The organism is Azospirillum griseum (assembly GCF_003966125.1).
Classification (GTDB): Bacteria; Pseudomonadota; Alphaproteobacteria; order Azospirillales; family Azospirillaceae; genus Azospirillum; species Azospirillum griseum.
Map to the genome: position 1 here is coordinate 92185 of NZ_RXMA01000011.1, position 26921 is coordinate 119105.

General features: G+C 68.9%; 23 protein-coding genes and 1 other RNA gene. 17 read left to right on the forward strand and 7 right to left on the reverse strand.

Annotation, left to right across the window (positions count from 1 at the left end; all coding sequences use genetic code 11):
* Positions 1 to 92: 92 nt before the first annotated feature.
* Together EJ903_RS13435 and EJ903_RS13440 are read left to right on the forward strand one after the other, a co-directional pair.
* A complete protein-coding gene (locus EJ903_RS13435) occupies positions 93 to 1697 on the forward strand; it encodes a CYTH and CHAD domain-containing protein (RefSeq protein ID WP_126616096.1) in 1605 nt (534 codons plus the stop codon).
* 9 nt (positions 1698 to 1706) lie between these two features.
* On the forward strand, positions 1707 to 2330 hold the full coding sequence (locus EJ903_RS13440) for a nucleotide-binding protein (protein WP_126616098.1): 624 nt from the start codon (positions 1707 to 1709) through the stop codon (positions 2328 to 2330).
* 45 nt (positions 2331 to 2375) lie between these two features.
* On the opposite strand, the gene EJ903_RS13445 is transcribed toward EJ903_RS13440, so the two are convergent.
* The 3 genes from EJ903_RS13445 to EJ903_RS13455 all read right to left on the reverse strand — a co-directional run bounded on the left by EJ903_RS13445 (position 2376) and on the right by EJ903_RS13455 (position 5121).
* Positions 2376 to 3170 (reverse strand): methyltransferase domain-containing protein, encoded by a 795-nt coding sequence (locus EJ903_RS13445; protein ID WP_246015542.1) that lies wholly within the window; start codon positions 3168 to 3170, stop codon positions 2376 to 2378.
* Positions 3171 to 3300: 130 nt separating this feature from the next.
* Positions 3301 to 3444, reverse strand: coding sequence for a hypothetical protein (locus tag EJ903_RS13450; protein WP_246015543.1), 144 nt, complete (start codon positions 3442 to 3444; stop codon positions 3301 to 3303).
* Positions 3445 to 3654: 210 nt separating this feature from the next.
* Positions 3655 to 5121 carry a sensor histidine kinase gene (locus EJ903_RS13455; protein ID WP_126616104.1) on the reverse strand — a complete coding sequence of 489 codons (1467 nt, stop codon included), beginning with the start codon at positions 5119 to 5121 and terminating at the stop codon, positions 3655 to 3657.
* A 128-nt stretch (positions 5122 to 5249) separates the two neighbouring features.
* Between EJ903_RS13455 and rfaE1 the strand changes: the two genes are divergently transcribed.
* A complete protein-coding gene (rfaE1, locus tag EJ903_RS13460) occupies positions 5250 to 6698 on the forward strand; it encodes a D-glycero-beta-D-manno-heptose-7-phosphate kinase (RefSeq protein ID WP_126616109.1) in 1449 nt (482 codons plus the stop codon).
* A 135-nt stretch (positions 6699 to 6833) separates the two neighbouring features.
* Positions 6834 to 8027, forward strand: coding sequence for a phosphoglycerate kinase (locus tag EJ903_RS13465; protein ID WP_126616111.1), 1194 nt, complete (start codon positions 6834 to 6836; stop codon positions 8025 to 8027).
* A gap of 74 nt (positions 8028 to 8101) precedes the next feature.
* On the opposite strand, the gene EJ903_RS13470 is transcribed toward EJ903_RS13465, so the two are convergent.
* Positions 8102 to 8896: an SDR family NAD(P)-dependent oxidoreductase gene (locus tag EJ903_RS13470; protein WP_126616114.1), complete on the reverse strand. Its 795-nt coding sequence runs from the start codon at positions 8894 to 8896 to the stop codon at positions 8102 to 8104.
* A gap of 159 nt (positions 8897 to 9055) precedes the next feature.
* Here EJ903_RS13470 and EJ903_RS13475 point away from each other — a divergent pair, with 159 nt between their 5' ends.
* Entirely contained in the window at positions 9056 to 9937 is an 882-nt protein-coding gene (locus EJ903_RS13475) for a LysR substrate-binding domain-containing protein (protein ID WP_126616117.1), read from the forward strand.
* Positions 9938 to 9958: 21 nt separating this feature from the next.
* On the opposite strand, the gene EJ903_RS13480 is transcribed toward EJ903_RS13475, so the two are convergent.
* Positions 9959 to 11203, reverse strand: a complete 1245-nt coding sequence (locus EJ903_RS13480; protein WP_126616119.1) for an MFS transporter — start codon at positions 11201 to 11203, stop codon at positions 9959 to 9961.
* A gap of 110 nt (positions 11204 to 11313) precedes the next feature.
* On the opposite strand from EJ903_RS13480, the gene EJ903_RS13485 reads away from it, so the two are divergent.
* The 6 genes from EJ903_RS13485 (at position 11314) to EJ903_RS13510 (ending at position 17722) form a co-directional block, all read left to right on the forward strand.
* Positions 11314 to 12144: an AraC family transcriptional regulator gene (locus tag EJ903_RS13485; RefSeq protein ID WP_158627934.1), complete on the forward strand. Its 831-nt coding sequence runs from the start codon at positions 11314 to 11316 to the stop codon at positions 12142 to 12144.
* A gap of 8 nt (positions 12145 to 12152) precedes the next feature.
* An RNA gene (gene ffs / locus EJ903_RS13490) (signal recognition particle sRNA small type) lies at positions 12153 to 12250 on the forward strand.
* A 140-nt stretch (positions 12251 to 12390) separates the two neighbouring features.
* A complete protein-coding gene (locus tag EJ903_RS13495) occupies positions 12391 to 14283 on the forward strand; it encodes a DNA polymerase III subunit gamma/tau (protein WP_126616125.1) in 1893 nt (630 codons plus the stop codon).
* The gene (locus EJ903_RS13500; protein ID WP_126616128.1) at positions 14280 to 14603 is read left to right on the forward strand and encodes a YbaB/EbfC family nucleoid-associated protein; all 324 of its coding nucleotides are present in this window, start codon (positions 14280 to 14282) and stop codon (positions 14601 to 14603) included. The genes EJ903_RS13495 and EJ903_RS13500 overlap by 4 nt, the downstream gene beginning before the upstream one ends.
* Positions 14604 to 14707: 104 nt before the next feature.
* Positions 14708 to 15301 carry a recombination mediator RecR gene (recR, locus tag EJ903_RS13505; protein ID WP_126616130.1) on the forward strand — a complete coding sequence of 198 codons (594 nt, stop codon included), beginning with the start codon at positions 14708 to 14710 and terminating at the stop codon, positions 15299 to 15301.
* Between the two features lie 171 nt (positions 15302 to 15472).
* Positions 15473 to 17722 carry a phytoene desaturase family protein gene (locus EJ903_RS13510; protein ID WP_126616133.1) on the forward strand — a complete coding sequence of 750 codons (2250 nt, stop codon included), beginning with the start codon at positions 15473 to 15475 and terminating at the stop codon, positions 17720 to 17722.
* 122 nt (positions 17723 to 17844) lie between these two features.
* Here EJ903_RS13510 and EJ903_RS13515 read toward each other — a convergent pair whose 3' ends face one another.
* Positions 17845 to 18381, reverse strand: coding sequence for a c-type cytochrome (locus tag EJ903_RS13515; RefSeq protein WP_126616136.1), 537 nt, complete (start codon positions 18379 to 18381; stop codon positions 17845 to 17847).
* Positions 18382 to 18620: 239 nt separating this feature from the next.
* Here EJ903_RS13515 and EJ903_RS13520 point away from each other — a divergent pair, with 239 nt between their 5' ends.
* Both EJ903_RS13520 and EJ903_RS13525 read left to right on the forward strand, forming a co-directional pair.
* Positions 18621 to 19391, forward strand: a complete 771-nt coding sequence (locus EJ903_RS13520; RefSeq protein ID WP_126616140.1) for a 3-deoxy-manno-octulosonate cytidylyltransferase — start codon at positions 18621 to 18623, stop codon at positions 19389 to 19391.
* 23 nt (positions 19392 to 19414) lie between these two features.
* Positions 19415 to 20281: a prephenate dehydratase gene (locus EJ903_RS13525; RefSeq protein WP_126616143.1), complete on the forward strand. Its 867-nt coding sequence runs from the start codon at positions 19415 to 19417 to the stop codon at positions 20279 to 20281.
* A 91-nt stretch (positions 20282 to 20372) separates the two neighbouring features.
* On the opposite strand, the gene nudC is transcribed toward EJ903_RS13525, so the two are convergent.
* Positions 20373 to 21296 (reverse strand): NAD(+) diphosphatase, encoded by a 924-nt coding sequence (nudC, locus tag EJ903_RS13530; protein ID WP_126616146.1) that lies wholly within the window; start codon positions 21294 to 21296, stop codon positions 20373 to 20375.
* A gap of 118 nt (positions 21297 to 21414) precedes the next feature.
* Here nudC and hisN point away from each other — a divergent pair, with 118 nt between their 5' ends.
* The 4 genes from hisN (at position 21415) to EJ903_RS13550 (ending at position 26898) form a co-directional block, all read left to right on the forward strand.
* On the forward strand, positions 21415 to 22197 hold the full coding sequence (hisN, locus tag EJ903_RS13535; protein ID WP_126616149.1) for a histidinol-phosphatase: 783 nt from the start codon (positions 21415 to 21417) through the stop codon (positions 22195 to 22197).
* A 29-nt stretch (positions 22198 to 22226) separates the two neighbouring features.
* On the forward strand, positions 22227 to 22775 hold the full coding sequence (locus tag EJ903_RS13540) for a hypothetical protein (protein ID WP_126616151.1): 549 nt from the start codon (positions 22227 to 22229) through the stop codon (positions 22773 to 22775).
* A 348-nt stretch (positions 22776 to 23123) separates the two neighbouring features.
* A complete protein-coding gene (locus tag EJ903_RS13545; RefSeq protein WP_126616154.1) occupies positions 23124 to 24953 on the forward strand; it encodes an extracellular solute-binding protein in 1830 nt (609 codons plus the stop codon).
* A gap of 61 nt (positions 24954 to 25014) precedes the next feature.
* A complete protein-coding gene (locus tag EJ903_RS13550) occupies positions 25015 to 26898 on the forward strand; it encodes an extracellular solute-binding protein (protein ID WP_126616157.1) in 1884 nt (627 codons plus the stop codon).
* Positions 26899 to 26921: the final 23 nt, after the last annotated feature.

Here is a 26921-nt window from a genome sequence, read left to right on the forward strand (position 1 = left end):
TTCTTTCTGTAACTTGACCCTGGTCAGCCCCTGTGCAAACACGGCACCATAGGCCGATGACGGTCGCTGATCGGGGGTTCAAGGCGCAAGCCATGGCTGAAGCGGACACCAACCGCGAGACGGAACTCAAGCTCGCCGTGCGGCCGGAGGATCTGGCGATCCTGCGCAAGTCATCGGTCATCACCGGGCGGGCGACCGGCTCCATCACCAGCCGCAAGCTGGAAAGCACCTATTACGACACCGCCGACCGGCGGCTGCAGGACCGGCTGGCCACGCTGCGGGTGCGCAAGACCGGCGACGGCTATGTCCAGACGGTGAAATCCGCGCCGGAGGCCGATGGCCTGTCGCGCGGCGAATGGGAATGCGCCGTCCCCGACAACCGCCCCGACCTGACCCTGATCGACGGGGAGGACGCGCTGGCCGTTCTCGGCCCTCTGAGCGAGTCGGACCTGGAGCCGGTCTTCACCTCCGTCATCGACCGTGGCCGGGTGGAACTGGTGGTCGGCACGGACGGAATCGAATCGGTGATCGAGGTCGCCTTTGACAGCGGCGAGGTGCGCCTGCCCGATGGCCGCGCCGAACCGATCTGCGAAATCGAGCTGGAATTGAAAAGCGGCTCCCCGGCGGCGCTGTTCGATCTGGGGCTGGAACTGGCGGCGGCCGCCCCGGTGCGGCTGGAAACCCGGACCAAGGCGGCGCGCGGCTACGCCCTGGCGGCGGGCGAGGGCCACCAGTCGGCCAAGGCGGAAAAGCTGACGCTCGACGCCGACATCACGGTGGAGGGGGCCGTGGCCCGCATCGTGCGCGCCTGCGTCGCCCATCTCGCCGCGAACGAGGCGGTGACGCTGACCGGCGACGATCCCGAAGGCGTCCACCAGATGCGGGTGGCGCTGCGCCGCCTGCGGTCGGCCATCGCGCTGTTCCGCCCCTTCGTGCCGACCGCGCAATATCTGTGGCTGGTCGGCGAGATCAAATGGTTGGCGGGCAGCCTTGGCCCGGCCCGCGATTGGGACGTGTTCGCCACCGAACTGCTCGCCCCGGTGCGCGACGCCTTCCACCGCGCCGACGGCCACGGCCACGCGGTGGTTGAGGACATCGACGCGCTGGCCGCCGCCGCCGAGGCCCGCCGCCGCCGCGCCTACGACACCGCGCGCGAGGCCGTCGGCTCGCCCCGCTACACCGCCTTTCTGCTGGGTCTGGGGGCCTGGGTGGAAAAGCGCGGCTGGCGCAACCAGCCGGTGAACGAGGAATCGATCCGCCTGTTCGGCCCGATGGTCGATCTGGCCGATCACCTGCTGGAAAAGCGCCACCGCAAGGCCAAGCGCTCCGGCCAGGGCTTCGCCCATCTGCCGGTCGCCCAGCGCCACCAGCTCCGCATCGCCCTGAAAAAGCTGCGCTACGCGGCGGAGTTCTTCCGCAGCCTGTACGACGACAAGCCGGTGCGCCGCTACCTTCAGGATCTGGGGGCGATGCAGGACGCCTTGGGCCATCTGAACGACGTCGCCACCGCCACCCGCCTGCTGCACGAACTGCACGAGGACGGCAGCCATTCCCTGCCGGGCGAACCGCGCGCGGCGGGCATCGTCATCGGTTGGCACGCGCGCGGGGTGTCGGACACCGAAGCCGCGCTGGTCGCCCTGTGGCATGATTTCCTTGACGCCAAGCGCTTCTGGTCGAAGCCCGAGCCGGTGGTGTAGGCTGGCCTGATGCTCACGATCCTCGTCGCCAACATCAAGGGTGGCTGCGGCAAGACCACGCTCGCCACCCATCTGGCCGCCGCGTCCGCCGCCAGCGGCCTGTCCACCGTGCTGGCCGACGTGGACCGTCAGCACTCCTCCCTCGGCTGGCTGGAACGCCGCCCGGACAGCGCCCCGCGCGTGGTCGGGGTCGATTGGGCCAAGGACATCACCGACATCCCGCGCGGCTACCGCCGTTTGGTGATCGACGCGCCCGCCGCGCTGAAAACCAAGCAGATCGAGGATTTGGTCAAGATGGCCGACATCGTCGTGCTGCCGGTGCTGCCCGGCGCGTTCGACGAACAGGCGACCCAACGGTTCCTGGGCAAGCTGGACGAGTTGAAGGCCATCGCCAAGAACAAGAAGGCGGTGGCGGTGGTCGGCAACCGCGTGCGCGCCCGCACCAAGGCGGCTGACCGGCTCGACCAGTTTCTGGGCGGGATCGGCCATCGCGTCGTCGCCCGCCTGCGCGACAGCCAGATCTACGCCGACGCGGCGGCGACCGGCCTCAGCCTGTTCGACATGCCGGGCAAACGCGCCGCCGAGCAGCGCGCCGATTGGGATCCGCTGCTGGCCTGCCTGGACGCGGTGTAAGGAACCCAGCGCAAGGCAGGCGGTGCAACTCACCGCCTGATCCGCCTATCCGGCGACGCGGGCGACGATGAACAGATGGCGCGTCGGGACCAGCGTGTTGCCGAACGGGTGTTCGGGATAGGCGGCCTCCAACCGCGCGCGGTAATCGGCCAGAAAGCGGTCCAACTCCACCCCCGCCAACCGCTCCATCACCGGGGCCAGCGCGTCCGACCGCAGCCATTGCAGGATCGGGGTGTCACCGCTCAGAACATGGTGGTGCTCCGTCTCCCACAGCTCGACCGACACGGCGAGCGGGCTGAGCCAATTGTAATACTCCTGCGCCCCGTGCGGCGGCGGGCGCAGCGCGTCGGCCAGACGCTCCGCCCAGGGGCCATCGGCGGCGGTGTCGAGCAACAGGCGGTGCGCCATCAGCGCTTCCGGGCGCGGCAGCGCCACGGCCAGCAGCCCGCCGGGGGCCAAGCATTGCAAAAATTCGGGAAACAGCCGCTCGTGGTGAGGAACGGCCTGCAACCCGCCGAAGGACAGCAGCAGATCCACCGGCCAGGACGGACGCCACACCGACAGGTCGGCCTGTTCATAGCGCACGCGCGACGGCACGCTTTGCGCCCATTGCAGCAGGGCGGGCGACGGGTCCACGCCCATCACATCGACCTCGGGCCATTGGGCGGCGAGCAGCCGGGTGACGGAACCGGAACCACAGCCCAGATCGACCACGCTGGCCGGGGTGATGGGGGGAAGGGATTCCAAAAGATCACGGACGGGCCGACGGCTCAACGCGTCCAACGCGGAGAAGGTCGAACGGTCCCAGGACAAAAACGCGGACGGCGAAACGGCGGACATGGCACACCCCCTTGGGGTCAGGCCGCAGGTTTGCGGTCCGATTGGCCGATGCAACGATGGCAGAGTTTGGAAAGACGAAACGGACGGCACCGGCGGCAGCCCTCCGCCGCCGGTCAACCACCCAAACGAATCAGTGGGCGGCGTCCAGACGGTCGAAATGGCGACCGATGGCGGAGAAGATGTAGGCCACGCAGCCCAGGAAAATCAGGATGCCGCCGACCGCAAAGGCGTCGTCCGACGCGCGCGACGAGGCCAGCAGACCGACAAACGCCATGATTCCCGCGATCGCAGGCGACACCCAAGCACCCAGAGCCTTCACGTCCTGATTTCCTTCCACTGCGCGACCGGCCCATCGGTGGGGAACCGGCGACGGTTTGCACCCGCGTCGACCGAGGACCTCATGGGAGGGAGATCGGCGAACGCTTTCGATCTGAACGAATCTTGCGGCAGAATGCCCCCATTTTCAATGCGACACAAACGACTTTTACGTTGCAGCAGACGCAAGTCTGGCCTCCCCGCCCGCCGCTCCTCCGGGGGTGGCGGAGACGGGCGACAGCGGCAGATCGAGCGCGAAGACGCTGCCCTCGCCCGTGCTGGCCAACAGCCGCAGATCGCCGCCATGGGCGCGCGCCACCTCGCGCGCGATGGCCAGCCCCAACCCGACCCCACCGGCCCGCGCCGACCCGGCGAAGGGCTGGAACAGATGGTCACGCGCGCGCGGCGGCAGGCCGGGGCCGTTGTCGGTGATGGTCAGGGTCAACCGCTCGCCCCGCCGCTCCACCGCCACCCGCACGCCGACCGCCCCGGCCTGCACCGCGTTGCGCCCCAGATTGACCAGCGCGCGCGACAGTTGGTCGGCGTCGGCCTGCAGGACCAGCCCGGCGGGAACGGCGTTGCTCCAACCGGCCTCCACCCGCGCGCCATCGGGCCGCAGGGTGGCGAGCACCTGCTCGCCCGCCTCCTCCACCAGCGCCCGCAGATCGACCGGGGCCAACCGCAACGGCAACGCACCGTCGCGGGTGAAGGACAGGGTTTGCCCGCACAGCTCCACCGCCCGGTCCAGCGAGGCCATCAGCCGGGGCGTGACCCGCCGCACCTCCGGGTCGGTGCTTTCGCTCAACCGTTCCGACAGCAGGGAGGCGGTGGACAGGATGCCGCGCAAATCGTGGTTGATCTTGGCGACCGCCGTGCCCAGCGCCGCCAGCCGTTCGCGCTGGCGCAAGGCGGTGCGGACGGTCCCCTGCATCGCCGCCAGCTCCCGCCCGGCCACGCCGATTTCGTCACGGCGACGCTCCGGCACCATCGGCGGCGCGCCGTCGGGATCGCGGCGGAAGGCGACCACCCCGTCGGTCAGGCGGCGCATCGGGCGGACCAGCAGCGCGTTCAGGGTGACGAAGACCAGCCCCGCCGCGATCAGCGAGATGGCGACCGACACCGCCAGGATGCTGCGCGAAAAATCCAGCATCGCGTTGATCATCGGGCGTTCGTCCATCGTCACCTCGACCCGTTGAGCGTGGTCCTTGGGCGACCGGTCGATCACCCGGATCACGCGGTCGCGCCCCTGCACCAGCGCGCCAAAGGCGTCCATGATCAGCGACCAGTTGCTGCTGGCGCGCAGGTCAAAGGTGTCATCCACCTCGGGCGGCATCGGGCGGGACAGCATGTAGACGCGCGCGTCCGGCTGGATCAGGTCGATCACATGCGCCCCGGCGTAGGAGAGCAGTTTCACCTGCAACGCCTTCGTCACCATGAAATCGGGGGCCGCCTCCACCGACAGGGCGGCGATGTGGGCGGCGGCCAGCCGCTCCTCCAGATAGGTCAGGCGGAACCGCGCGATGGACGGGGTGTAGATCAGCACCTCGGCCAGCAGCACGAACAGGATGGTCAGCACCAGCAGCTTGGCCGACAGGCTGTTGGCGACGAACGGCAGACGCAGGGAAGCCAGACGCATGGGAAAGGACCATCGGAAGCGAGGCAATCGCCGCCATGCTACCATCCCGTCGGCAAACCGCCGCCGCCAAACGCCACACCGGCTTTGTTCGCTGGCGTCGTCCCGTCGGCGTTGGTATGAGAGACGCCATGAGCGACCTTGCCCGTCACATCGACACCCTGTCCCGCGCCAACGTGCTGTGCCTTGGCGACGTGATGCTCGACCGTTTCGTCTATGGCTCGGTGGACCGGGTGTCCCCGGAGGCCCCGATCCCGGTGCTGCGGATCACCCGCGACGTGCCGAAGTTGGGAGGGGCCGGCAACGTCGCCGCCAACCTCATCGCGCTGGACGCCACCTGCCGGTTTGTCTCGGTGGTGGGACAGGACGCGGTCGGCACCGATCTGCTGGCGCTGCTGGCGCAGGAGAGGGTCAGCGACGGCGGATCGATCGTGGTGGAGGCGGGGCGGCAGACCACGGTCAAAACCCGTTTCATCGCCGGACAACAGCAGTTGCTTCGGGCCGATGTGGAGACCGTCGCACCGATCACCTGCGCGGACCGGGTTCTGGCCCAGATCGAACGTGTCCTGGCCGAGGTCGGCGGGGTCATCCTGTCCGATTACGGCAAGGGCGTGCTGACCGACGATCTGATCGCCGGTGTGATCGCCGCCGCGCGGGCGGCGGGCAAGACCGTGGTGGTCGATCCCAAGGGCCGCGACTATCGCCGCTATCGCGGGGCCGACATCCTCACGCCGAATCGCAAGGAGCTGATGGAGGCCACCGGCCTGCCCGCCCACAGCGACGAGCAGGTCGTGACCGCCGCGCGCCGCCTGATCGCCGACTGCGGCGTCGGGGCCGTGGTCGCCACCCGCAGCGAACAGGGCATGTCGGTGGTGACGGCTGACGCTGTGACCCATCTGCCCGCCCAGGCGCGCGAGGTATTCGACGTGTCGGGGGCGGGCGACACTGTGGTCGCCACCCTGACCGCCGCCCTGTCGGTCGGGGTCGGGCTGACCGACGCCGCCCGGCTGGCCAACCTCGCCGCCGGGCTGGTGGTGGGCAAGGTCGGGACCGCCGTCGTCCGCACGCACGAGCTGCTGACCGCCCTGCACGAACAGGAATGGCGGCACGGCGAGGACAAGGTTGCCACCCGCGACGAGGCGGCGGAGCGCGCCGAACGCTGGCGGCTGCGCGGCAAGCGCGTGGGCTTCACCAACGGCTGTTTCGACCTGCTGCACCCCGGCCACATCTCCCTGCTGAAGCAGGCGCGCGCCGCCTGCGACGTCTTGGTCGTCGGGCTGAACAGCGACGCGTCGGTCAAACGCTTGAAGGGCGACAGCCGCCCGGTGCAAAACGAAACCGCGCGCGCCACCGTGCTCGCCTCGCTCGGCGTCGTCGATCTGGTGGTGGTGTTCGACGAGGACACGCCGGAAAGCCTGATCCACGCGGTGCGCCCGGACGTGCTGGTCAAGGGGGCCGACTACACCGTCGCCACCGTTGTCGGGGCCGGATTCGTCCAGAGCTATGGCGGGACCGTGCTGCTGGCCGAACTGGTCGAGGGGCAGAGCACCACCAACACCATCAAGCGCCTGAAGGGCTGACGGTTTCCCGGCCACCGGGCCGCGACGGAATCGCCCCCGCGCGGGCGGTTGCAATGCGCGGTGGGCTGTGGTTGGGTGCGCGCAAAGATCAACATTCCGGCCAGATTCTGGCCTTCCGACTGGGGACGCACGGCAATGACCGAGTTCAACACGATCGACGACCTTGAGGTGAACGGCAAGACGGTGCTGGTGCGCGCCGATCTGAACGTGCCGATGCAGGACGGTGCGGTGTCGGACACCACCCGCATCGACCGCCTCGTTCCCACCCTGAAGGAACTGTCGGCCAAGGGGGCCAAGGTTGTCGTCCTGTCGCACTTCGGCCGTCCGAAGAACGGCCCGGACGCCAAGAACTCGCTGCGCAACGTGCTGGACGCGCTGAGTGCGGCCGTCGGCCAGACGGTTGCCTTCGCCACCGATTGCGTCGGCCAGCCCGCCCAGGACGTGATCGCCGCCGCCGCGCCCGGCGCGGTCATCCTGCTGGAAAACACCCGCTTCCACGCGGAAGAGGAAAAGAACGACCCGGCCTTTGCCGCGCAGATCGCCGCCCTGGGTGATGTCTACGTCAACGACGCCTTTTCCGCCGCCCACCGCGCCCACGCCTCGACCGAGGGTGTGGCCCGCCTGCTGCCCAACGCCGCCGGCCGCCTGATGGAAGCGGAACTGAAGGCGCTGACCCTGGCGCTGGAAAAGCCGGAACGTCCGGTCGCCGCCGTCGTCGGCGGGGCGAAGATCTCGACCAAGCTCGACCTGCTCGGCAACATGGTCCGCAAGGTGGACATGCTGGCGCTGGGCGGCGGCATGGCCAACACCTTCCTGTACGCGCAGGGCGTCGATGTCGGGGCCAGCCTGTGCGAAAAGGACATGGCCGATCAGGCCCGCGCCATCATGGCGACGGCCAAGGAGGCCAACTGCGAAATCCTGCTGCCGACCGATTTCGTCGTCGCCAAGGAGTTCAAGGCCGGGGCCGCCAACCGCGTGGTCGCCGCCGACGCCATCGGTGCCGATGAAATGGCGCTGGACGTCGGTCCGGCGACCGTCGCTTTCCTCGACGGCAAGCTCAAGGCCGCCAAGACCCTGGTTTGGAACGGCCCGCTGGGCGCCTTTGAAATCGCCCCGTTCGACGCCGGGACCAACGCCGTCGCCCAGATCGTGGCGGCGCGCACCACGGCGGGCGGTCTGCTGTCGGTCGCGGGCGGCGGTGACACGGTCGCCGCGCTGGCCCACGCCGGGGCCGAAGCCCAGTTCACCTACGTCTCGGCGGCGGGCGGTGCCTTCCTGGAATGGCTGGAAGGCAAGGACCTGCCCGGCGTCGCCGCGTTGAAGAAGTAAGCGGTCGATGAAAAGCACGGGCGCGGTGGCGGGGTTCCCCCCTCCCCGCGCCCGTTTTGCGTATTTCAGCCCCCTCACCGCGCGGTGTAGGCCCCATCGACCAGCATCGGTTGGCCGTTGACGAAGCTGGACACGTCGCTCAACAGGAAACAGGTCATCGCCGCGATCTCGTCGGGGCTGCCCCAGCGTCCGGCGGGCGAATCGGTGACGAAGGCCATCTTGTCATCGCGCGTGGCAAACAGTTGGTCGGACATCGCCGTGTCGACAAAGCCGGGGCACACGGCGTTGACCCGGATGCCGTCCGCCCCCAGCTCCAACGCGGCGCTGCGCGTCAGCCCGACCAACGCGTGCTTGCTGGCGGTGTAGGCGGCGACGTTGGCGAAGCCGACCACCCCGGCCATCGAGGCGTTGAACACAATCGACCCGCCGCCAGCGCTGGCCCGGATCGCCGGAACCTGATGGCGCAGGCAGTGGAACGCGCCCCGGACGTTCACGTCGAAAATCGCGTCATACACATCGTCGCCCATCCGGTCGGCGGGACCGGCGGTGCCCAGCGCGCCCGCGTTGTTGAACGCGCCGTCCAACCGGCCAAAGGCGTCGAGCGTGGCGGCGACCAGCCGGGCCACCTCAGCGTCCTGGGCCACGTCGGTCGGAACCACCAGCCCCTCCCCACCCGCTGCGCGGATGTCGTCGAGCAGGGCCGCGCAGGCGTCGGCCCGGCGGGCGGCGAGCGCCACGCGCGCGCCCTGGGCGGCCAGCTGACGGGCGGTCGCCGCGCCGATGCCGGAGGACGCGCCGGTGATGATGAACACCTTGCCCGCCAGATCGGGGTAGCGCGCGCCGCTGGGAAGAGCGCTGTTCCTGGTCATGCTGTTGATCGTCATGGCAACCATCGCCTTGCTGCTGCGGGGAAGACAGCGGCACTATGATTGCGGCGTGAAAACGCAGAAATACCGCGTTTGTTGGATCACTCAGAAGCAAAACTGTGGAATGAAAGCGAGGGGGGGGAATGAAAGCCAGGGTGGGGCATGGACCGGTTTGACAGCATGCGCGTCTTCACCCGCGTGGCCGAGGCGGGCAGCTTCGCCGCCGCCGCCAAGCCCCTGACCCTGTCGCCGACGATGATCGCCAACCACATCCGCGCGTTGGAGGAGGATTTGGGCGTCCGCCTTCTGAACCGCACCACCCGGCGGCAAAGCCTGACCGAAGCGGGAACCGCCTATCTCGCCCATTGCCACAGCGTGTTGGCGCAGATGGCGGAGATGCGCGCCGACCTGCTGGCCCAGCGCGCCGAGCCGCGCGGGCGGTTGCGGGTGTCGGCCCCGGTGTCCTTCGGGGTGGAGCGGCTGATTCCGGCGCTGGCCGATTATCTGGCCGCCTGCCCCGCCGTCGATCTCGCCTTGGACGTCAACGACCGCGCCGTCGATCTGGTCGATGAGGGGTATGAGGCGGTGATCCGCATCGGCCCGCTGACCGATTCCCGCCTGATCGCCCGCCCGCTCACCCCCTATCGGATGGTGGTGGCGGCCTCCCCGGCCTATCTGGCGCGGATGGGCCACCCCACGGCACCGGAGGAACTGGCCCACCACACCTGTCTCGCCTTCCGTTACGCGGCGAAGTCGAAATGGCGCTTCACCGGCGAGGATGGGACGGTCCAGATCGCCGTCCAACCCCGGCTGGAGGTGAACAGCGGCCCCGGCCTGCGCGCCGCCGCCCTCGCCGGGATCGGCGTCGTGATGCAGCCCGAGGCGCTGTTGGCCAACGACCTTGCGGCCGGACGCCTCGTCGCCCTGTTCCCCGACCACGCCCTGCCCAGCCGCCCGATGACGCTGCTGCACCAGAAAGACCGCCGCATGTCGGCCAAGCTGCGCAGCTTCATCGATTTCGTGACGGCGCGTTTTCCACCCTAACCAGGGTTGCGCGCCGGTTGGTCACTCCGCCGCCGCCGGAACCGTCCCGGCCACCTCGTCGGGTCGGTGGGGGAAGGCGAGCGACGACAGGAAGATCGACCCGCCCAGCGCGGCCAGCACCAGCATCACCAGGGTGAATCCACCGGGGAAGGCCCCCACACCCTGATCATGCAGCACCGCCACCAACGGGACCGCCACCGCGCTCGCCGCGAAGGAAATCAGGTAACGGATGGAGTAGGCCCGCGCCCGCCACGCGTCATCGGTGTATTTGGCGACCATGGTGTCGTTGATCGTCACTTGGCCGAAGATCGTGAACATCATCACCGTGGCCACCGCCACCAGCCCCCACCCGCTGGCGTAGCCCGCCAGGATCAGGCAGGGGGCCTGCAACACCGACAACGGGATGAAGATGGAGCGCAGGGTGTGGCGGTCCACCAGCCGCCCGACGATCAACTGCGAGGTCGCGCCGATCCCATAGACCGCGCAAACCAGCGCGCCGATGCCCAACGGGGTGCTGGTCAGCAGGCTCAGCCGTTCGTCGAACAGCTTGGGCAGGGCCAGCGTGGCCGCGTTGAACACCACCCCGCCCGCCACCGTCGTCACCGCCAGCACGGAAAAGGCGCGCAGCACCACCGCGCGCGGCAGACGGCCCACCGTCCGCGCCGCCGCCTTGACCGGAGCCAGGCCATCGGGAACCAGCGCCAGGAAGGCGACACCCAGCCCGATGGTGAACAGGCCGGGCAGCACGAAGGCGGCGCGCCAGCCGAACCCTTGGGTCAAGCCGCCGGTGGCCAGCGCGGCGACGGCGATGCCCAGATTGCCCCAGACGCCGTTGATGCCGATCTCCCGCCCGACCCGACCGCCCAGCGCGTGGGCGTGGGCGGTCAGCAGCGCGGTCCCGACCGGGTGGTAGATCGCCCCGAACAGCCCCATCACCGCCAACCCGGCGGCCAACTGCACCGGCGTGCGCGCCAACCCGGTGAGCGCCGCCGCCGCGCCCATGCACAGGAAGAAGACGACCATCATGTTGCGGCGGCTCCAACGGTCGCCCAGCCAGCCCGCCGGAACCGACCCCGCGCCAAAGGCGATGAAGCCGCCCAGCGACAGGCCAAGAAGCTCGCCATAGCCCAACCCGAATTCGTCGGCCATGCCCAGCACGGCGGTGGGAAACACCAGCATCAGCAGATGATCAACAAAGTGCCCGGCGTTGACGAAGCCGATGACCCGGCGGGACTCCGCCGCAGTGGGTGAGGATGGCGATGGCATGATGAATGTCCCTGACCTGCGTTTGGTCTGGACAGGGTAAGCGCGTCCGCCATGATGCGTCTGGTCAACATCTGTCGCGAAACGGACACGTCGCCGGAGGGCACCCACCGATGCGCATCACCAGCCCCGGCCTGCCCCGCTTCGATCCCTACCAGCAACCGATCCTCGCGCTCGCGCGCGACTACCCGCAAGGGTCGGTCGTCGATCCCCACCAGCACAGCCGGGCGCAACTGCTGTTCTCCACCAGCGGAACCATGCGGGTGACGACGCCGACCGGGGCCTGGATCGTGCCGCCGCTGCGCGCGGTGTGGATTCCGGCGGGGATGGAGCATGGCTGGGTGGTGACAGGGCTGGTGCGGCTGCGCACCCTGTTCGTCGATCCCGCCGCCGCCCCCTTCCTGCCCACCGACGCCTGCCGGGTGATCGAGGTGTCGGAGCTGCTGCGCGCCCTGATCCTGGCGGCGATGGATCTGCCCGCCGACGCGCCGCCCACCGCGCGCAGCGGCCTGATCGGCGCGCTGGCGCTGGACGAGCTGGCCCGCGCGCCGGAGGTGCCGTTGCGCCTGCCCTTGCCGCAGGACCCGCGCCTGCGCCGCCTCTGCCAAGCCCTGCTCGACGACCCCACCCGCGCCGACACGCTGGAGGGCTGGGCCGACCAGACCGGGGCCAGCGGCAAAACCATCGCCCGCCTGTTCCTGAAGGAAACCGGCCTGACCTTTGGCGCGTGGCGGCAGCAGGCCCGCTTGGCCGAGGCCGTCGCCCAACTCTCCCTGGGCCGCCCCATCGCGCAGGCCGCCCGTGCGGCGGGCTACGGCAGCGCCAGCGCCTTCACCGCCATGTTCCGCCGCGCCCTGGGGGCCAGCCCGCGCGCGTATCTGAGCGGGGAGGACAACACAAAGGACTCGGAATCACCTTGCATCCCGGCGTCACAATCGCCATAACAGCGGCGGGAGACTGGCGTCGGACGAGTTCCTCGCCAACCTGGTCAGGTCCGGAAGGAAGCAGCCACAACGAGTTCAGGCTCGGGTCGTTCGTCCAGTCTCCTGCTTTCCTGAATTCATGCCTGATGCAAAGACGGTGCGGAGCGCGCCGCACAGAAACCGGCGACAGAGCGGCGCGGGGGCGTTATGGTGCGCCCGGTTGATGAACCGCCGATCCATCCCCTGCCGCCGAAACGGGCCTGCCGCGTGACCGACACCGCCGCCGCATCCACCGCCACCCCCGCGCATCCGCCCGCCACCGGGCTGGCCTATCGGGTGCTGGCGCGCAAATACCGTCCGAAGAATTTCGACGAGCTGATCGGCCAGGACGCGCTGGTCCGCACCCTGACCAACGCCATCCATTCGGGCCGCATCGCCCAGGCCTTCATGCTGACCGGGGTGCGCGGGGTGGGCAAGACCACGACCGCCCGCATCATCGCCCGCGCGCTCAACTGCGTCGGCCCCGACGGGACCGGCGGGCCAACGGTCAGCCCCTGCGGCGTCTGCGACCATTGCCGCGCCATCGCCGAGGACCGGCACGTCGATGTGATGGAGATGGACGCCGCCAGCCACACCGGCGTGGATGACATCCGCGAGATCATCGACGGCGTGCGCTACGCCCCGGTGTCGGCGCGCTACAAGCTCTACATCATCGACGAAGTGCACATGCTGTCGAAGAACGCGTTCAACGCGCTTCTGAAGACGCTGGAAGAGCCGCCCAGCCATGTGAAGTTCGTCTTCGCCACCACCGAAATCCGCAAGGTTCCGGTCACGGTGCTGTCGCGCTGCCAGCGTTTCGACCTGCGCCGCGTCGATGCCCAGGTGCTGAAGGACCATTTCACCCGCGTCACCGGCCTGGAAGGGGCGGAGATCGAGGCCGACGCCGCCGCCCTGGTGGCGCGCGCCGCCGACGGATCGGTGCGCGACGGGCTGTCGCTGCTCGATCAGGCCATCGCGCTCGCCAACGGACGGGTCACGGCCCAGCAGGTGCGCGACATGCTGGGGCTGGCCGACCGCACCCGCGTGATCGACCTGTTCGACGCCACCCTGTTCGCCCGCCCGGCCGACGCGCTGGACATCCTGTCCGACCTGCACCGGGTTGGGGCCGATCCGTTGGTGATCCTTCAGGATCTGCTCGACCTCGTCCACAATCTGACCCGGTTGAAGGTGGTCCCGGACACCGCCAACGACCCCAGCCTGCCCGAGGCGGAGCGGACGCGCGGGGCCGTCCTGTCGGCCAAGCTCGGCATGCCCGCCCTGACCCGCGCCTGGCAAATCCTGTTGAAGGGGTTGGGCGAGGTGCAGGTCGCCCCGGTGCCGCAACAGGCGCTGGAGATGGTGATCGTCCGCCTGTCCTACGCCGCCGACCTGCCCACACCGGGCGAGTTGATCCGCCAGTTCCAGGCCCAGCAGGGCGGTGCCGGGGGCGGCGCGCCGTCGCGCGGTCCCGGCGGGGGTGGTGGACCGGTCGCGGTGGTGTCCAACGGCGTCAGCGCCGGGGGGGCCGCCCACGCGGTTGCCCGCCGCGTTGACCCGCAGACCCAGCCTGCCCAACCCCAGCCCGCCCAACCGGCGGCGGCTGTGGCGGTGGGAGCGGCAACCGGCGACGATCTGGCCCCGATGCCGCGCGATTTCCGCGCGCTGGCCCAACTGTTTTCGGATCGGCGCGAGGGCGCGCTCTACGGCTACCTCGTCAACGCCGTGCATCTCGTGCGGATGGAGCCGGGGCGGCTGGAGCTGAAGCTCACCGCCACCGCCCCGCCCAACCTGCCCTTCCGCGTCGGCCAGTTCCTGACCGAGTGGACCGGCCAGCGCTGGATCGTCGCCCTGTCCGACGGCCCGGCCCAACCGACCCTGGGCGAGCAGGAGGCGGCGGACAAGCGCCGCGCCCGCGCCGACGCCGAAGCCCACCCGGTGGTGCGCGCCATCCTGGACAGCTTCCAGGGGGCCGAAATCATCGACATCCGCGATCTGGCCGCCATCGCCGCCGCCGAAAGCGGGACCATGGCCGACGACGGCGAATCGCCCGATTTCCTGGTTCAGCAGCAAGACGACGGGGTTTATTACCCCCTCGACGACGAAGGAGAGTATGACCGATGAAAAATATCGGCAACATGATGAAGCAAGCCCAGCAGATGCAGGCCAAGATGCAGGAAATGCAAGCTGGCCTGGACAGCGTCGAAATGTCGGGACAGTCCGGGGCCGGGATGGTCACGGTGACGGTCAACGGCAAGGGCGAGATGAAGAAGATCAAGCTTGAGAAGGCCATCGTCGATCCCGAAGAGATCGAGGTGCTGGAAGACCTGATCATGGCCGCCTTCAACGACGCCAAGAAGAAGGTCGAGGCCCACGTCGCCGAGGAAACCTCCAAGCTGATGGGCGGGCTGAAGCTGCCCCCCGGCATCAAGCTGCCCTTCTGATCCGGCGTCCTGCCCGGCCCCCTCTCCCCACCGGGGAGAGGGTTGGGGTGAGGGGGATCACCCCCACGCCCCCTTTCCCATGATGTTCCGCACGCACCGGCCCCATGATCGGACCTGAAATCGAACGCCTGATTCAATTGCTGTCCAAGCTGCCGGGGATGGGTCCACGGTCGGCGCGGCGGGCGGCGTTGCATCTGATGAAGCGGCGGGACAGCCTGATGGTTCCCCTGTCCGAAGCCATGGCGCTGGCCGGGGAAGCGGTGCGGGCCTGTTCGGTCTGCGGCAACCTCGACAGCCGCGACCCCTGCACCGTCTGCGCCGATCACAGCCGTGACCGCAGCATCATCTGCGTCGTCGAAGACGCCGGGGATCTGTGGGCGCTGGAACGCACCCGCGCCTTTCGCGGGACCTATCATGTGCTGGGCGGCCTGCTGTCGGCCCTGCAAGGTGTCGGCCCCGACGATCTGAATCTCGACAAGCTGGCCGAACGCGCCGCCGACCCGGCGGTGCGCGAGGTGATCCTCGCCCTCAACGCCACGGTGGATGGCCAGACCACCGCCCACGTCGTCACCGACCGGCTGGCGGGGACCGAGGTCGCGGTGTCGCGGCTGGCCCACGGCGTGCCGGTGGGGGGCGAGCTGGATTATCTGGACGACGGCACCCTCACCGCCGCCCTGCGCGCCCGCCGCCCGCTGTAACCCGTCCGCTGCAAACACCCCTGTAAACATCCACCGGTCATTCACGCATCGCGAACGACCGGTCCCCGTCGTTCGCGAAGTGGGGCCGCCGTTTTGCGGATCACCGCTCGCCCAACCCACCCCGGCCCGGCAGGGTCATCGCGGTTTTCCACCCGCGACGAGACCGCCGCCATGCCCGCCTTTCTCTCCTCCCTCGCCTCCACCAAGCTGCCCACCGCCCTGCGGCTGGTTCTGGGCTTTTCCCCCTGGATCCTGTTCGGCGCGTTGCTGCCGCTGGTCGGGGTGGGTGCCGCCAGCGCCGGGGGGCTGGCCGTCAGTCTGGCCCTCTGCGCCCTGGACAAGCTGCGCGGCTCCTGGAAAGCGCCGGAGCTGGTCGCCGCCGCCTATTTCCTGCTGATGCTGCTGGCGGCCCCGATCGGCTGGTCCTGGCCGCAGGACCACATCGGCCTCAGCCTGCATCTGGCCTTGGCGGTGATGGCCTTTGGCGGCTTGGCGCTGGGCCGACCCTTCACCCTGGATTACGCGCGCGACGACTGGCCGCCCGCCCTGTGGGAGCGGCCCGAATTCCGGATGATCAACCGGGCGATGACCGCCTTGTGGGGGGCGCTGTTCCTGGTTGGCGCGGCGGGGTTCGCCCTGGGCGACGCGGGCACGGCGGCGGCGCTGTCCATCGGCTCCACCGCGCTCGGCGCGGTCCTGAACCGCCGCGCGCCGCGCTGGTTGATGGAGATGGGCTTGCGCCGCCGTCTGGCCGCGCTGGATCCCAACCCCTGGACCGCGCCGGACTTCCCGCCGCGCGATCCGGACATTGCAGCCCCGGCCATCCACACCGCCCCCAGCCACCGCGCCGACTCCGGTGATGAAACCTGCGACGTGGCCGTCGTCGGCTCGGGCATTGGCGGGTTGAGCGCCGCCGCGCTGCTGGCCAAGGCCGGGTTGCGGGTGACGGTGCTGGAGGCGCACGACCGGCCCGGCGGCTTCTGCACCTCCTGGCTGGTCAAGGCGCGCAACCGCAAGGAACCGGGCGCGGAGCCGTTCCGTTACCGCTTCGACGCCGGGGTCCACGACATCAGCGGCGCGCACCCCGACGGGCCGCTCGGCCATCTGCTGCGCAGCCTGGAGATCGACGGGCGGCTGGACTGGCGTCCGGTGACGCGCGGCCTGTATCTCGATGGGCGGTCCCGCCTTTTGCCCGACAACGCCGACGGTCTGGTCGCCCTGATCGCCGCCGAACACCCCGGCAGCGCCGCCGGGCTGACCGCCTTCATGGCGGAGATGCGGGCAATCCACGCCGATCTGTACCGGGGGTGCGGCGCGCGCGGCCTGCCCAACATCCCGGCGACGCTCGACGCCCTGCGCGCCTACGCCAGCCAGTCGCCGCACGCCTTCCGTTGGCAGGGGGTGAGCTTCCCCGCCATGCTCGCCCGCTTCGTCCCCGACGAGGGCGCGCGGCGGATGCTGTCGGTCCTGACCGGCTATCTCAGCGACCGGCCGGACACGCTGACCGTCACCCAGATGGCCCCGATCTTCGGCTATTGGTTCGACGGCGGGCGTTACCCCATCGGTGGGTCGCAGGCGCTGGCCGACGCGCTGGCCGACTCGGTCCGCGCCAACGGCGGAACGCTGCGCCTGCGCACGCCGGTGAAACGCATCCTCATCGAGGATGGCCGCGCCGCCGGAGTCGAGACCGCCGACGGTCGCCGCATCCGCGCCCGCGCCGTGCTGTCCAACGCCGACCTGCGCCGCACCCTGCTGGAGTTGGTCGGGCCGGAGCATTTGCCGCCCGCCGTTGCCGCCCGCTGCGCGGCGCTGCGGCCCTCGACCTCCGCCTTCATGGTGACGCTGGGGGTGGAGGGCGTGCCGGACCTGCCCGCCGTGACCTTTGTTCAGGATGACCCGACGCTGGGCATCGCCATTCCGTCGCGGCTGGATCCCGGTCTGGCTCCGGCGGGCCATTCGGCGATCACCCTGATGCGGCTGGCCCCGGCCAACCCCACCGGCGCCGATGCGCTGTGGGACCGCAGCGCCCCCGATTACAAGGCGCGCAAGGCGCGGGAGGGCGACGCGCTGATCGCCGCCGCCGCCCGCGTCATCCCGGACCTGCACCAGCGCATCACCGTGCGCCAGGACGCCAGCGCCGCCACCTTCGCCCGTTACGCCCGCAGCACCGGCGGGGCGATCTACGGCATCGACCCGACTCAGGACACCGCCAGCCGCCGGTCGCCGATTCCCGGCCTGGTTTTGGCCGGTGGCGGTGTCTTCCCCGGCCCCGGTGTGGAGGCTTGTGTCATCTCCGGGCGGCTGGCGGCGGAAGCGCTGCTGGGGGCCGACCGCCTGAGCCTGGACGCCCTGCGCGCACCGTCCAGAGGCGCAGACAACGGGAGAGCCACCACCACCCGCCCCGCCCTGGTGAACGCCTGATCCCCCGAACCCCTGACCCACCGCGCAGCAAAAAGCCCCGGCGTCCTTGCGGACGACCGGGGCTTTTCGGTTCAACCGGTCTCGCCACCCGTGAGTCGGAGTGCGATCCTCGCGCGCCGGGATTACGGCAGCGGGGCCGGGCTGTCGGACAGCGAACGGAGATAGGCGATGACGTTGGCGCGCTCCGCATCCTTCTTCAGACCGGCGAAGGTCATCTTGGTGCCGGGGGCGTAGGCCTTCGGGTCGTAGAGGAACTTGTTCAGCTCGTCATAGCTCCAGGTGCCGCCGGTCTTGACCAGCGCGTCGGAGTAGCCGAAGCCCGCCACGTGGCCCTTCGGACCGCCCAGCACGCCGAACAGGTTCGGGCCGACCTTGTTCGCCCCGCCCTTGTCGAAGCTGTGGCAGGCCGCGCAGGCCTTGGCCGCCGTTTGACCGGCGGCGGCGTCGGCCGAGGCCATCAGCGGACCGATGGCCGCCGGACCCGCCGCAGCGGCAGCCCCCTTGTCGGCGACCGCAGCCCCCGCCGGCGCGGCAACGACATAGGCGCTCTTTTCCAGCTTCTTGGGATGGACCAGCACCTCGGACGCGAAGCCGGTCAGCATGGCGATCAAGCCCGCCAGCAGAACGGCGCCAAAAATCTTGTTCAACTCCATGCTCATGTGAGTCTCTTCGTCCTTCGTGTCTTCTGTTCGCCGGCCGTTGATCCGCCGGGGGCGTTCCCGCCGCCTTCGCGTGAGGCGTCGCCCGCACCATACCGCGCGCGCACGGGCTTGTCACCGGCTTGGGATGTGGAAAAGGTCCCGCGCTGCACCGCCACAAGCCTTGACGCCGCCGCCGCTTCCATGGTTCACCCGCCCCAGACGCGGCCCCCGCGCCGGTTCTTTGCAGCGAGCCACCGATGATCGCACCGACCTCCCCGCCGCCCAGCAACCCCATCGTGGTGATTCCGGCGCGCATGGCGTCCACCCGCCTGCCCGGCAAGCCGTTGGCCGACATTCTGGGCATGCCGATGATCGTCCATGTCCTGCGCCGCGCGATGGAGGCCGACATCGGCCCGGTCGTCGTCGCCTGCGCGGAAAAGGAGATCGCCAAGGCGGTGGAGGCGGCGGGCGGGACCGCCGTGCTGACCCGCCCGGATCACCCCTCCGGCTCCGACCGGATTTTCGAAGCGGTCAGCCTGCTCGACCCCGATGGGCATTACGACGCGGTGGTGAACGTGCAGGGCGACCTGCCGACCATCGAACCCGCCGTCGTCCGCGCCGCCTTCGCCCCGCTGTCCGATCCGGCGGTGGACATCGCCACCCTGGTCGTCCCGATCCGCCGGGAGGAGGAGCGCACCGACCCCAACGTGGTCAAGGCGGTGCTGGAACTCGCCCCCTCGACCAACCGGGGCCGCGCGCTCTACTTCACCCGCGCCACCGCGCCGTGGGGCGAGGGCGAGCTGTACCACCACATCGGCCTGTACGCCTACCGCCGCGCCGCGCTGGAACGCTATGTCCGCCTGCCGCCGTCGGTGCTGGAGCAGCGCGAACGGCTGGAGCAGCTCCGTGCGCTGGCCTTCGGCATGCGGATCGACGCGGCGGTCGTTGACGCGGTGCCACTGGGCGTTGATACTCCCGCCGATTTGGAGCGCGCCCGCACGGTGCTGGCCCGCCGCTTCTCCCTGTAACACCCGACCGCCGAGTCCCAACCGTGTCGAACGCAAACGTCATCGCCTTCCAGGGTTTCCCCGGGGCCTATTCCGATCTGGCGTGCCGCAACGCCCGCCCGACCATGACGACCCTGCCCTGCCCGACGTTCGACGCGACCTTCGCCGCCGTGCGCGAGGGGCGGGCGTCGCTGGCGATGATCCCGGTGGAAAACTCCATCGCCGGGCGGGTGGCCGACAACCATCACCTGCTGCCCGAAGGCGGCCTGCACATCATCGGCGAGCATTTCCAGCGGGTGAACCACATGCTGCTGGCGCCCAAGGGCGCGACGCTCGGCACCATCAAGACGGTGCGCAGCCACATCCAGGCGCTGTCGCAATGCCAGGCGATGACCCGCTCGCTGGGGTTGGAGGCGATCAACCACGCCGACACCGCCGGTGCGGCGCGCGAGATCGCGGAGCTGAACGATCCGCAACACGCCGCCATCGCCTCCTCGCTGGCCGCCGAAATCTACAACCTCGACATCCTGAAAAGCGGGATCGAGGACGCCGATCACAACACCACCCGTTTCCTAATTCTGTCGCGCGACCCCAAGCAGCCCGCCGCCGGGTCCTGCCGGACGGTGACGACCTTCGTCTTCAGCGTGCGCAGCGTGCCCGCCGCGCTGTACAAGGCGTTGGGCGGCTTTGCCACCAACGGCATCAACATGACCAAGCTGGAAAGCTACATGGTCGGTGGCCGCTTCACCCAGACCCAGTTCTACGCCGACGTCGAAGGCCACCCCGAGGAACGCCCGCTGAAGCTGGCGTTGGAGGAGCTGGATTTCTTCGCCCGCGAGGTCAAGATCCTGGGCGTCTACCCGGCCAACCCCTTCCGCTATCAGGAAAGCCAGTTGATCGGCGAGGATTGAGCCGGGGCGGCGTCAACGCTGCGGCCAAACACGAAAACGGCGGACCGGGGCAACCCGATCCGCCGTTTGTCGTTTCACCCCACCCGCCTGATCACCCCTGATCGATCCAATCGCGGATCAGGCGGTGGGCGATGGAATCCTTGCGGGCCAGCCGGAAATCATCGCTGGGGGTGTGGTCGCGCAAAAAGGCGCGGTCGAACCAGCGGGCGCTTTCCAACTCGTCCTGGTCGGTCGAAATGTCGAAGCTGGTCGCCCGCGCGGTGAAGCCGAGCATCAGGGAGGACGGGAAGGGCCAGGGCTGCGACGAGCAATAACGCACGTCGGTCACGGTCAGGCCGACCTCTTCCAGCACCTCGCGCGCCACCGCCTCCTCCAGGCTTTCGCCCGGTTCGACGAAGCCCGCCAGCACCGAATGGACGCCGGGGGGAAAGCGCGATTGCCGCCCCAGCACCATGCGGTCGCCGCCATCGTGCACCAGCATGATCACCGCCGGATCGGTGCGGGGGAAATGGTGGGTGGCGCAGGCGGCATCGGTGCAGACGCGCACATGCCCGCCCTCCGCCATCGCCGCCGGAGCGCCGCAGACGCCGCAAAAGCGGTGCCGGGCGTTCCACCACGCCATGCCTCGGGCGTAGGCGCAATAGGCCCCCTCCCCCGGCGGCATCTGCGGGCCGACGCTGCGCAGATCCTCGAACCGGCCCAACCCGGCCAGCGGCGGCAGGGTGTCCGGCGACTCCGCCCCCGGCAGATCGACGGCGAAGACCGGCGCGCCCGCCGCCTCCCCCTCGGTCAACAGGCCCAGAAAGATCGGCTCCTGACCAAGATCGAGCGATGCCGGAACCAGAACGGCGCGCGGGGCATCAGCGGGGCCGGTGACGAAGTTGCGCGATTGCCAGACCGGCAGGACGCGCGCGGTCGCCGACCGGCGCGCCTCGTTCAGCCAATCGGCATCCTTGCGGCGGTGCGCGGCGCGGTCGAGCGGCACGCACGCGTAGACGTTGGGTCGTTCGGACATGACCGGCAGGCTGCCACAACCCCGCCGCGCCGGAAAGGGGGTGCCGCGCGCTTTCGGGTTTGCGCCGCCGTCGGGCGTGGTTAGGATGCCGCCGACACCGCCCGGAAGGATCCCCACGATGACCGAGATTTGCCCCGCACCCCTGGTGGCCCTGGCCCAGCGGCTGGCCGACGCCAGCGCCAGCGTGATTCGCGGCTATTTCCGCACCGGCGTGACGGTGGACGACAAGGCCGATCAATCCCCCGTGACCGTCGCCGACCGCGAGGCCGAACGCGCCATCCGCGCGATCCTGGACGCCGAACGCCCCGACGACGGGATTTATGGCGAGGAGTTCGGCACCAAGAACCTCGACGCCGAATGGGTGTGGGTCATCGACCCGATCGACGGGACCAAATCCTTCATCGCCGGGCGGCCGATCTTCGGCACGCTGGTCGCCCTACTCCATCGCGGCACCCCGGTGATGGGGCTGATCGACCAGCCGATCATCGGCGACCGCTGGCTGGGCGTGACCGGGCAGCCGACCACCCACAACGGCCAGCCGGTGCGCGTGCGCCCCTGCCCCGGCGGCATCGCGGCGGCGATGTTCGGGACCACCTCCCCCGACCTGTTTCCCGGAGAGGATTACGACGCCTACCGCCGGGTTGCCGCACAGGTGAAGGTGTCGGCCTATGGCGGGGATTGCTACAGCTACGGGCTGCTTGCGTCGGGCTATTACGATCTGGTCGTCGAATCGGGGCTGAAGCTGTACGACTTCGCCGCCCTGGTTCCGGTCGTGATCGGGGCGGGCGGGCTGATGACCGATTGGGACGGCGCGCCGCTGAACGCCGCCTCCACCGGGCGGGTGATCGCCGCCGGGGATCCGCGCACCCACCGCGAGGCGATGGCCGCGCTGGCCGGTTGAGCGCACCCCCTTTTCGTTTTGGATTCGCAATGACACCGATCACTCAACCATCCCGTTCCGTCTTCGACACGTCGCCGGAAAATCTGCGCCCCTTCCTGGAGGGGTTGGCGGCGCGTGTGGCCGCCGGGTCCAACTGGATGGTGCGCAAGAAAACCCTCTGCGACCTGCTGCTCGGCCTCGACGCCTTTTTCGCTCTGCCGGAGAGCGAACGCCTCGCCATGCTGGACACGGTCGCGGCACCGGACGACACCGGCGCGGAAGGCGACACGCCCGCAGCCAACGCACCCGAGGATGATGGCCCCGAGGACGGCCGCGCCGATTTCCGCGAAGTCCTGCCGATCTATGTCGGGGCGATCCTGGAGCAACTGGCCGAGAAATCCATTTCGAGTCCGGAACAAGCCATGATCTACATGCTGTCCATCCATCCGGAGCATCATGGTGCGGCGGAAGCCTGGATGCTGGCCAACCCACGCCACGGAAAGGCGGTGCGCAAGCTGATCCGCACGGATCGCCGGTACCGCCAACTGATGGAACGCCTGACCCCCAAGGATCTGGACCAAGACACGGCCATCGCCTGACACCCCCGGCAAACCCGAGTTTGGCTTGAATAGTCAGGGCAATCACTTGAACGAGGGATCATCGCAACGCAAGCAAGAATGGACACGGATTTCACGGACAAAGATCAGAGATTACACGGATTTTTGACCCCAATCGTATCCCGCCATGAGGTTTGCGACCAGTTCGCAAGCAGGATGGCTCTGAGACGCGTTCCGTGAAGTCCGTGAGGAAAATCCGTGAAATCCGTGGCAGATCTTGCTCCGGTCGGTCGCACGATGCTTCAAGCGATTGCCCTGATTGAATAGTCCTTGACCGCGACCGGTGGCTCACCGTCAATCAAGGACCCTTCCCCTGGATCGGGTTTGCCGATGCGCCGCGTTCTTGCCGTTGCCGCCACGCTGCTGTCCCTGGCCCTGCCCGCCTATGCCGGAACAGCGGTCGTTCCGGCTTTGAAACAGTTTGGCGAGCCACAATTCGCGCCGGATTTCACCCATTTCCCCCATGTGAATCCGAACGCGCCCAAGGGCGGATCGGTGACGCTCGCCGCACCCGGCAGCTTCGACAGCCTGAACAGCCTGATCCTGCGCGGCGTGCCCCCGCGCACGCTGGGGCTGATCGCCGACACGCTGATGGTTCCCTCGGGCTGGGAGCTGGACGCCGCCTATGGCGCGCTGGCCGAGAGTGTGGAACTGCCCGACGACCGGTCCTGGGCGATCTTCACCTTGCGGGCCAACGCGCGCTGGCACGACGGCGTGCCGGTGACGGCGCAGGATGTGCGCTTCACCTGGGACCAGATTCAGGCGCACGGCGCGCCCTTCCTCAAATCCTTCCTCGACCGCGTCAAGACGGTGGAGGCGCTGGACGACCGCCGGGTGAAAATCACCGTGGATGGCGGCGGCGACCTCAAGCCGATCCTGGATTTCGCCCTGACCCTGTCACCGCGCCCGCAGCATTGGTGGACGGCCAACGGACGCGACCTGTCCAAGACCACGCTGGAACCGCCGCTGGGCAGCGGTCCCTACCGGATCAAAAGCGTCGATCCCGGCCGCAGCATCGTCTTTGAACGGGTGGCCGATTACTGGGGACGGGATTTGCCGGTCAACCGGGGGCTTTACAATTTCGACAGCGTCAAGATCGACTATTACCGCGACGACGATGTAAGCTTCGAAGCCTTCAAGGCCGGGGCCTATGATTTCCGCGCCGAGAATCGGGCCTTGCGCTGGGCCAGCGGCTATGATTTTCCGGCGATGCAGGATGGCCGGGTCGCCCGCCTCGCCATCCCCAGCGAGCTGCCGCTGGGCGCGCAGGGCTTCCGCCTGAACACCCGCCGCCCGGCCTTCGCCGACCCGAGGGTGCGGGAGGCGTTGGGACTGCTGTTCGATTTCGACTGGATTCGCAAGAACATCCTGGCCGGACAGTACCGCCGGACGCTCAGCAACTTCCCCAACTCCGATTTCGGCGCGCGCGGCCTGCCCGGCCCGGCGGAACTGGTCCTGCTGGAGCCGCACCGCGCCCAACTGCCCGACCGGCTGTTCACCCAACCCTTTGCCCCGCCGACCACCGACGGCAGCAGCAACACCCGCGCGCAACAGCGCGACGCCCTGCGCCTGTTCAAGGAGGCCGGGTGGGAGACCCGCAACGGAACCCTGACCAACGTCAAGACCGGCGAACCGCTGCGCATCGAGTTCCTCGACGGGACCGGCGCGCTGACCCGCGTGGTCCAGCCCTACATCGAAACGCTGCGCAAGATCGGCATCGACGCCACCCTGCGCATCGTCGACAGCGCCCAATATCAGGCCCGGCTCGACGAGTTCGATTTTGACGTCGTGACCGTCAATCTGAACTTCTTCACCCCGCCCGGCACCGAATTGCGGACCTATTTCGGCTCGGCGGCGGCGGACACCAAGGGATCGGCCAATTACGCGGGCGTGCGCGACCCGGTGGCCGACGCGCTGATCGAACGGGTGTTGGCGGCCAAGGATCTCGACAGCGTGCAGGCCGCGACCCGCGCGCTCGACCGCGTGCTGCTGTGGGGATTCTTCATGATCCCGCACTGGCACAACCCGGACAATTGGGTGGCGCACAAGACCTGGCTGGCCCACCCCGCCACCCCGGCAAAATACGATCAGGATTTCCGCAACACCCATTTCCCCGCCAATTGGTGGGTCGATCCGGCCAAAGCGGGCGCACGGCCTTGATGTGGCCCCAATGAGGGGCTACTTCCGAACGAACGGATTCACCACAATGACGGGGTTGGGAATGCAGGGTCGGACGCGCGTGACACTGGCGGCGATGGTCGGCGCGATGCTGCTGGCCGCAGGCCCGGCAACGGCGCAGGACACCAGCGCCACGACGCCCCCGGCGCTCCACGCCATCACCCAGCACGGCGCGCCGAAATACGGCCCGGATTTCCAGCATTTCGACTACGCCGATCCCAACGCCCCCAAGGGCGGAGAAATCAAGCTGTCGGCCTTCGGCGGCTTCGACAACCTCAACCCCTTCATCCTGCGCGGCCAGACCGCCGCTGGGGCCGGGCTGGTCTTCCAGACCCTGACCACCGGCAGCGGGGACGAGGTCGGGACCGAATACGGTTTGCTGGCCGAAACGATCCGGGTGGCGAAGGACCGCAGCGCCGTCACCTTCACCCTGCGGCCGCAGGCCCGCTTCCACGACGGCACGCCCGTCACCGCCGAGGATGTGATCTGGAGCTTTGAGACGCTGCGCGACAAGGGCCATCCGGTCTACCGGACCTATTACGCCGACGTCGCCAAGGCGGAGAAGACCGGGGAGCGCGCCGTCACCTTCACGTTCCGCAACACCGACAACGCCGAACTGCCGATCATCATGGGGCAATTGCCGGTCCTGCCCCAACACGCCTTCGCCACGCGCGATTTCGCCACCACCACGCTGGAACCGCTGATCGGCAGCGGTCCCTATCGCGTGGCGGAGGTGCAGGCGGGTCGTTCCATCACCTACCAGCGCGTCACCGATTGGTGGGCGAAGGATCTGCCGGTCAACCGGGGCCGCTACAATTTCGACCGCATCCGCTACGACTATTACCGCGACCTCGACGTGTCCTTTGAAGCCTTCAAGGCCGGGGCCTATGATTTCCGGGTCGAGCATTCGTCGAAAAACTGGACGACCGGCTACAACACCCCCGCCGTGAAGGATGGCGAGATCGTCCGCGAGGAGATCAAGCACCAGGATCCGCAGGGGATGCAGGCCTTTGCCTTCAACATCCGCCGCCCGATCTTCCAGGACCGCAAGGTGCGCGAGGCGCTGAATTACCTGTTCGATTACGAGTGGACCCGCGCCAACCTGTCTTATGGCCTGTTCCAGCGGACCAAGAGCTATTTCGCCAATTCGGAATTGGCGGCCACCGGCCTGCCCTCCCCCGCCGAACTGGCCCTGTTGGAACCCTTTCGCGGCAAGATCCCGGACGAGGTGTTCACCACCCCGTTCGAACCGCCGAAAACCGACGGCAGCGGCAACATCCGCCAGAATCTGCGCACCGCGCTGGGCCTGTTGAAAGAGGCCGGGTGGGATCTGAAGAACAACAAGCTGGTCAACACCGCCACCGGCGCGCCCTTCCGCTTTGAAATCCTGATCGCGCAGGCGGACATGGAACGGATCATCCAACCTTTCCTGCGCAATCTGGAGCGCGCCGGGATCGAGGCAAGCATCCGCGTGGTGGACACCGCCCAGTACCAGAACCGCACCGACAATTTCGATTTCGATATGACCATCGAACGGATGGCGCAATCCTTGTCACCCGGCAACGAACAGCGGGATTACTGGGAATCCTCACGCGCCGACCTGCCCGGCAGCCGCAACACCATCGGCATCAAGAATCCGGTGGTGGACGCGCTGGTGGAAAAGATCATCGCCGCCCCGGACCGCGAGGCGCAGATCGCCGCCACCCGCGCGCTGGACCGCGTGCTGCTGTGGAACTGGTACGTCATCCCGCATTGGCACGACAGCGTGCACCGGGTGGCCTATTGGAACCGCTTCTCCCATCCGGCCATCACCGCCAAATACGGGCTGGGCGTGACCGACATCTGGTGGGTCGATCCGGCGAAGAACGCCAAGCTGGCGACCAGCGCCCGCCGCACCGCCCCGTCACCCGCAACACCGTCGCCATAACCCCGCAAGTTCCACTGCAATTC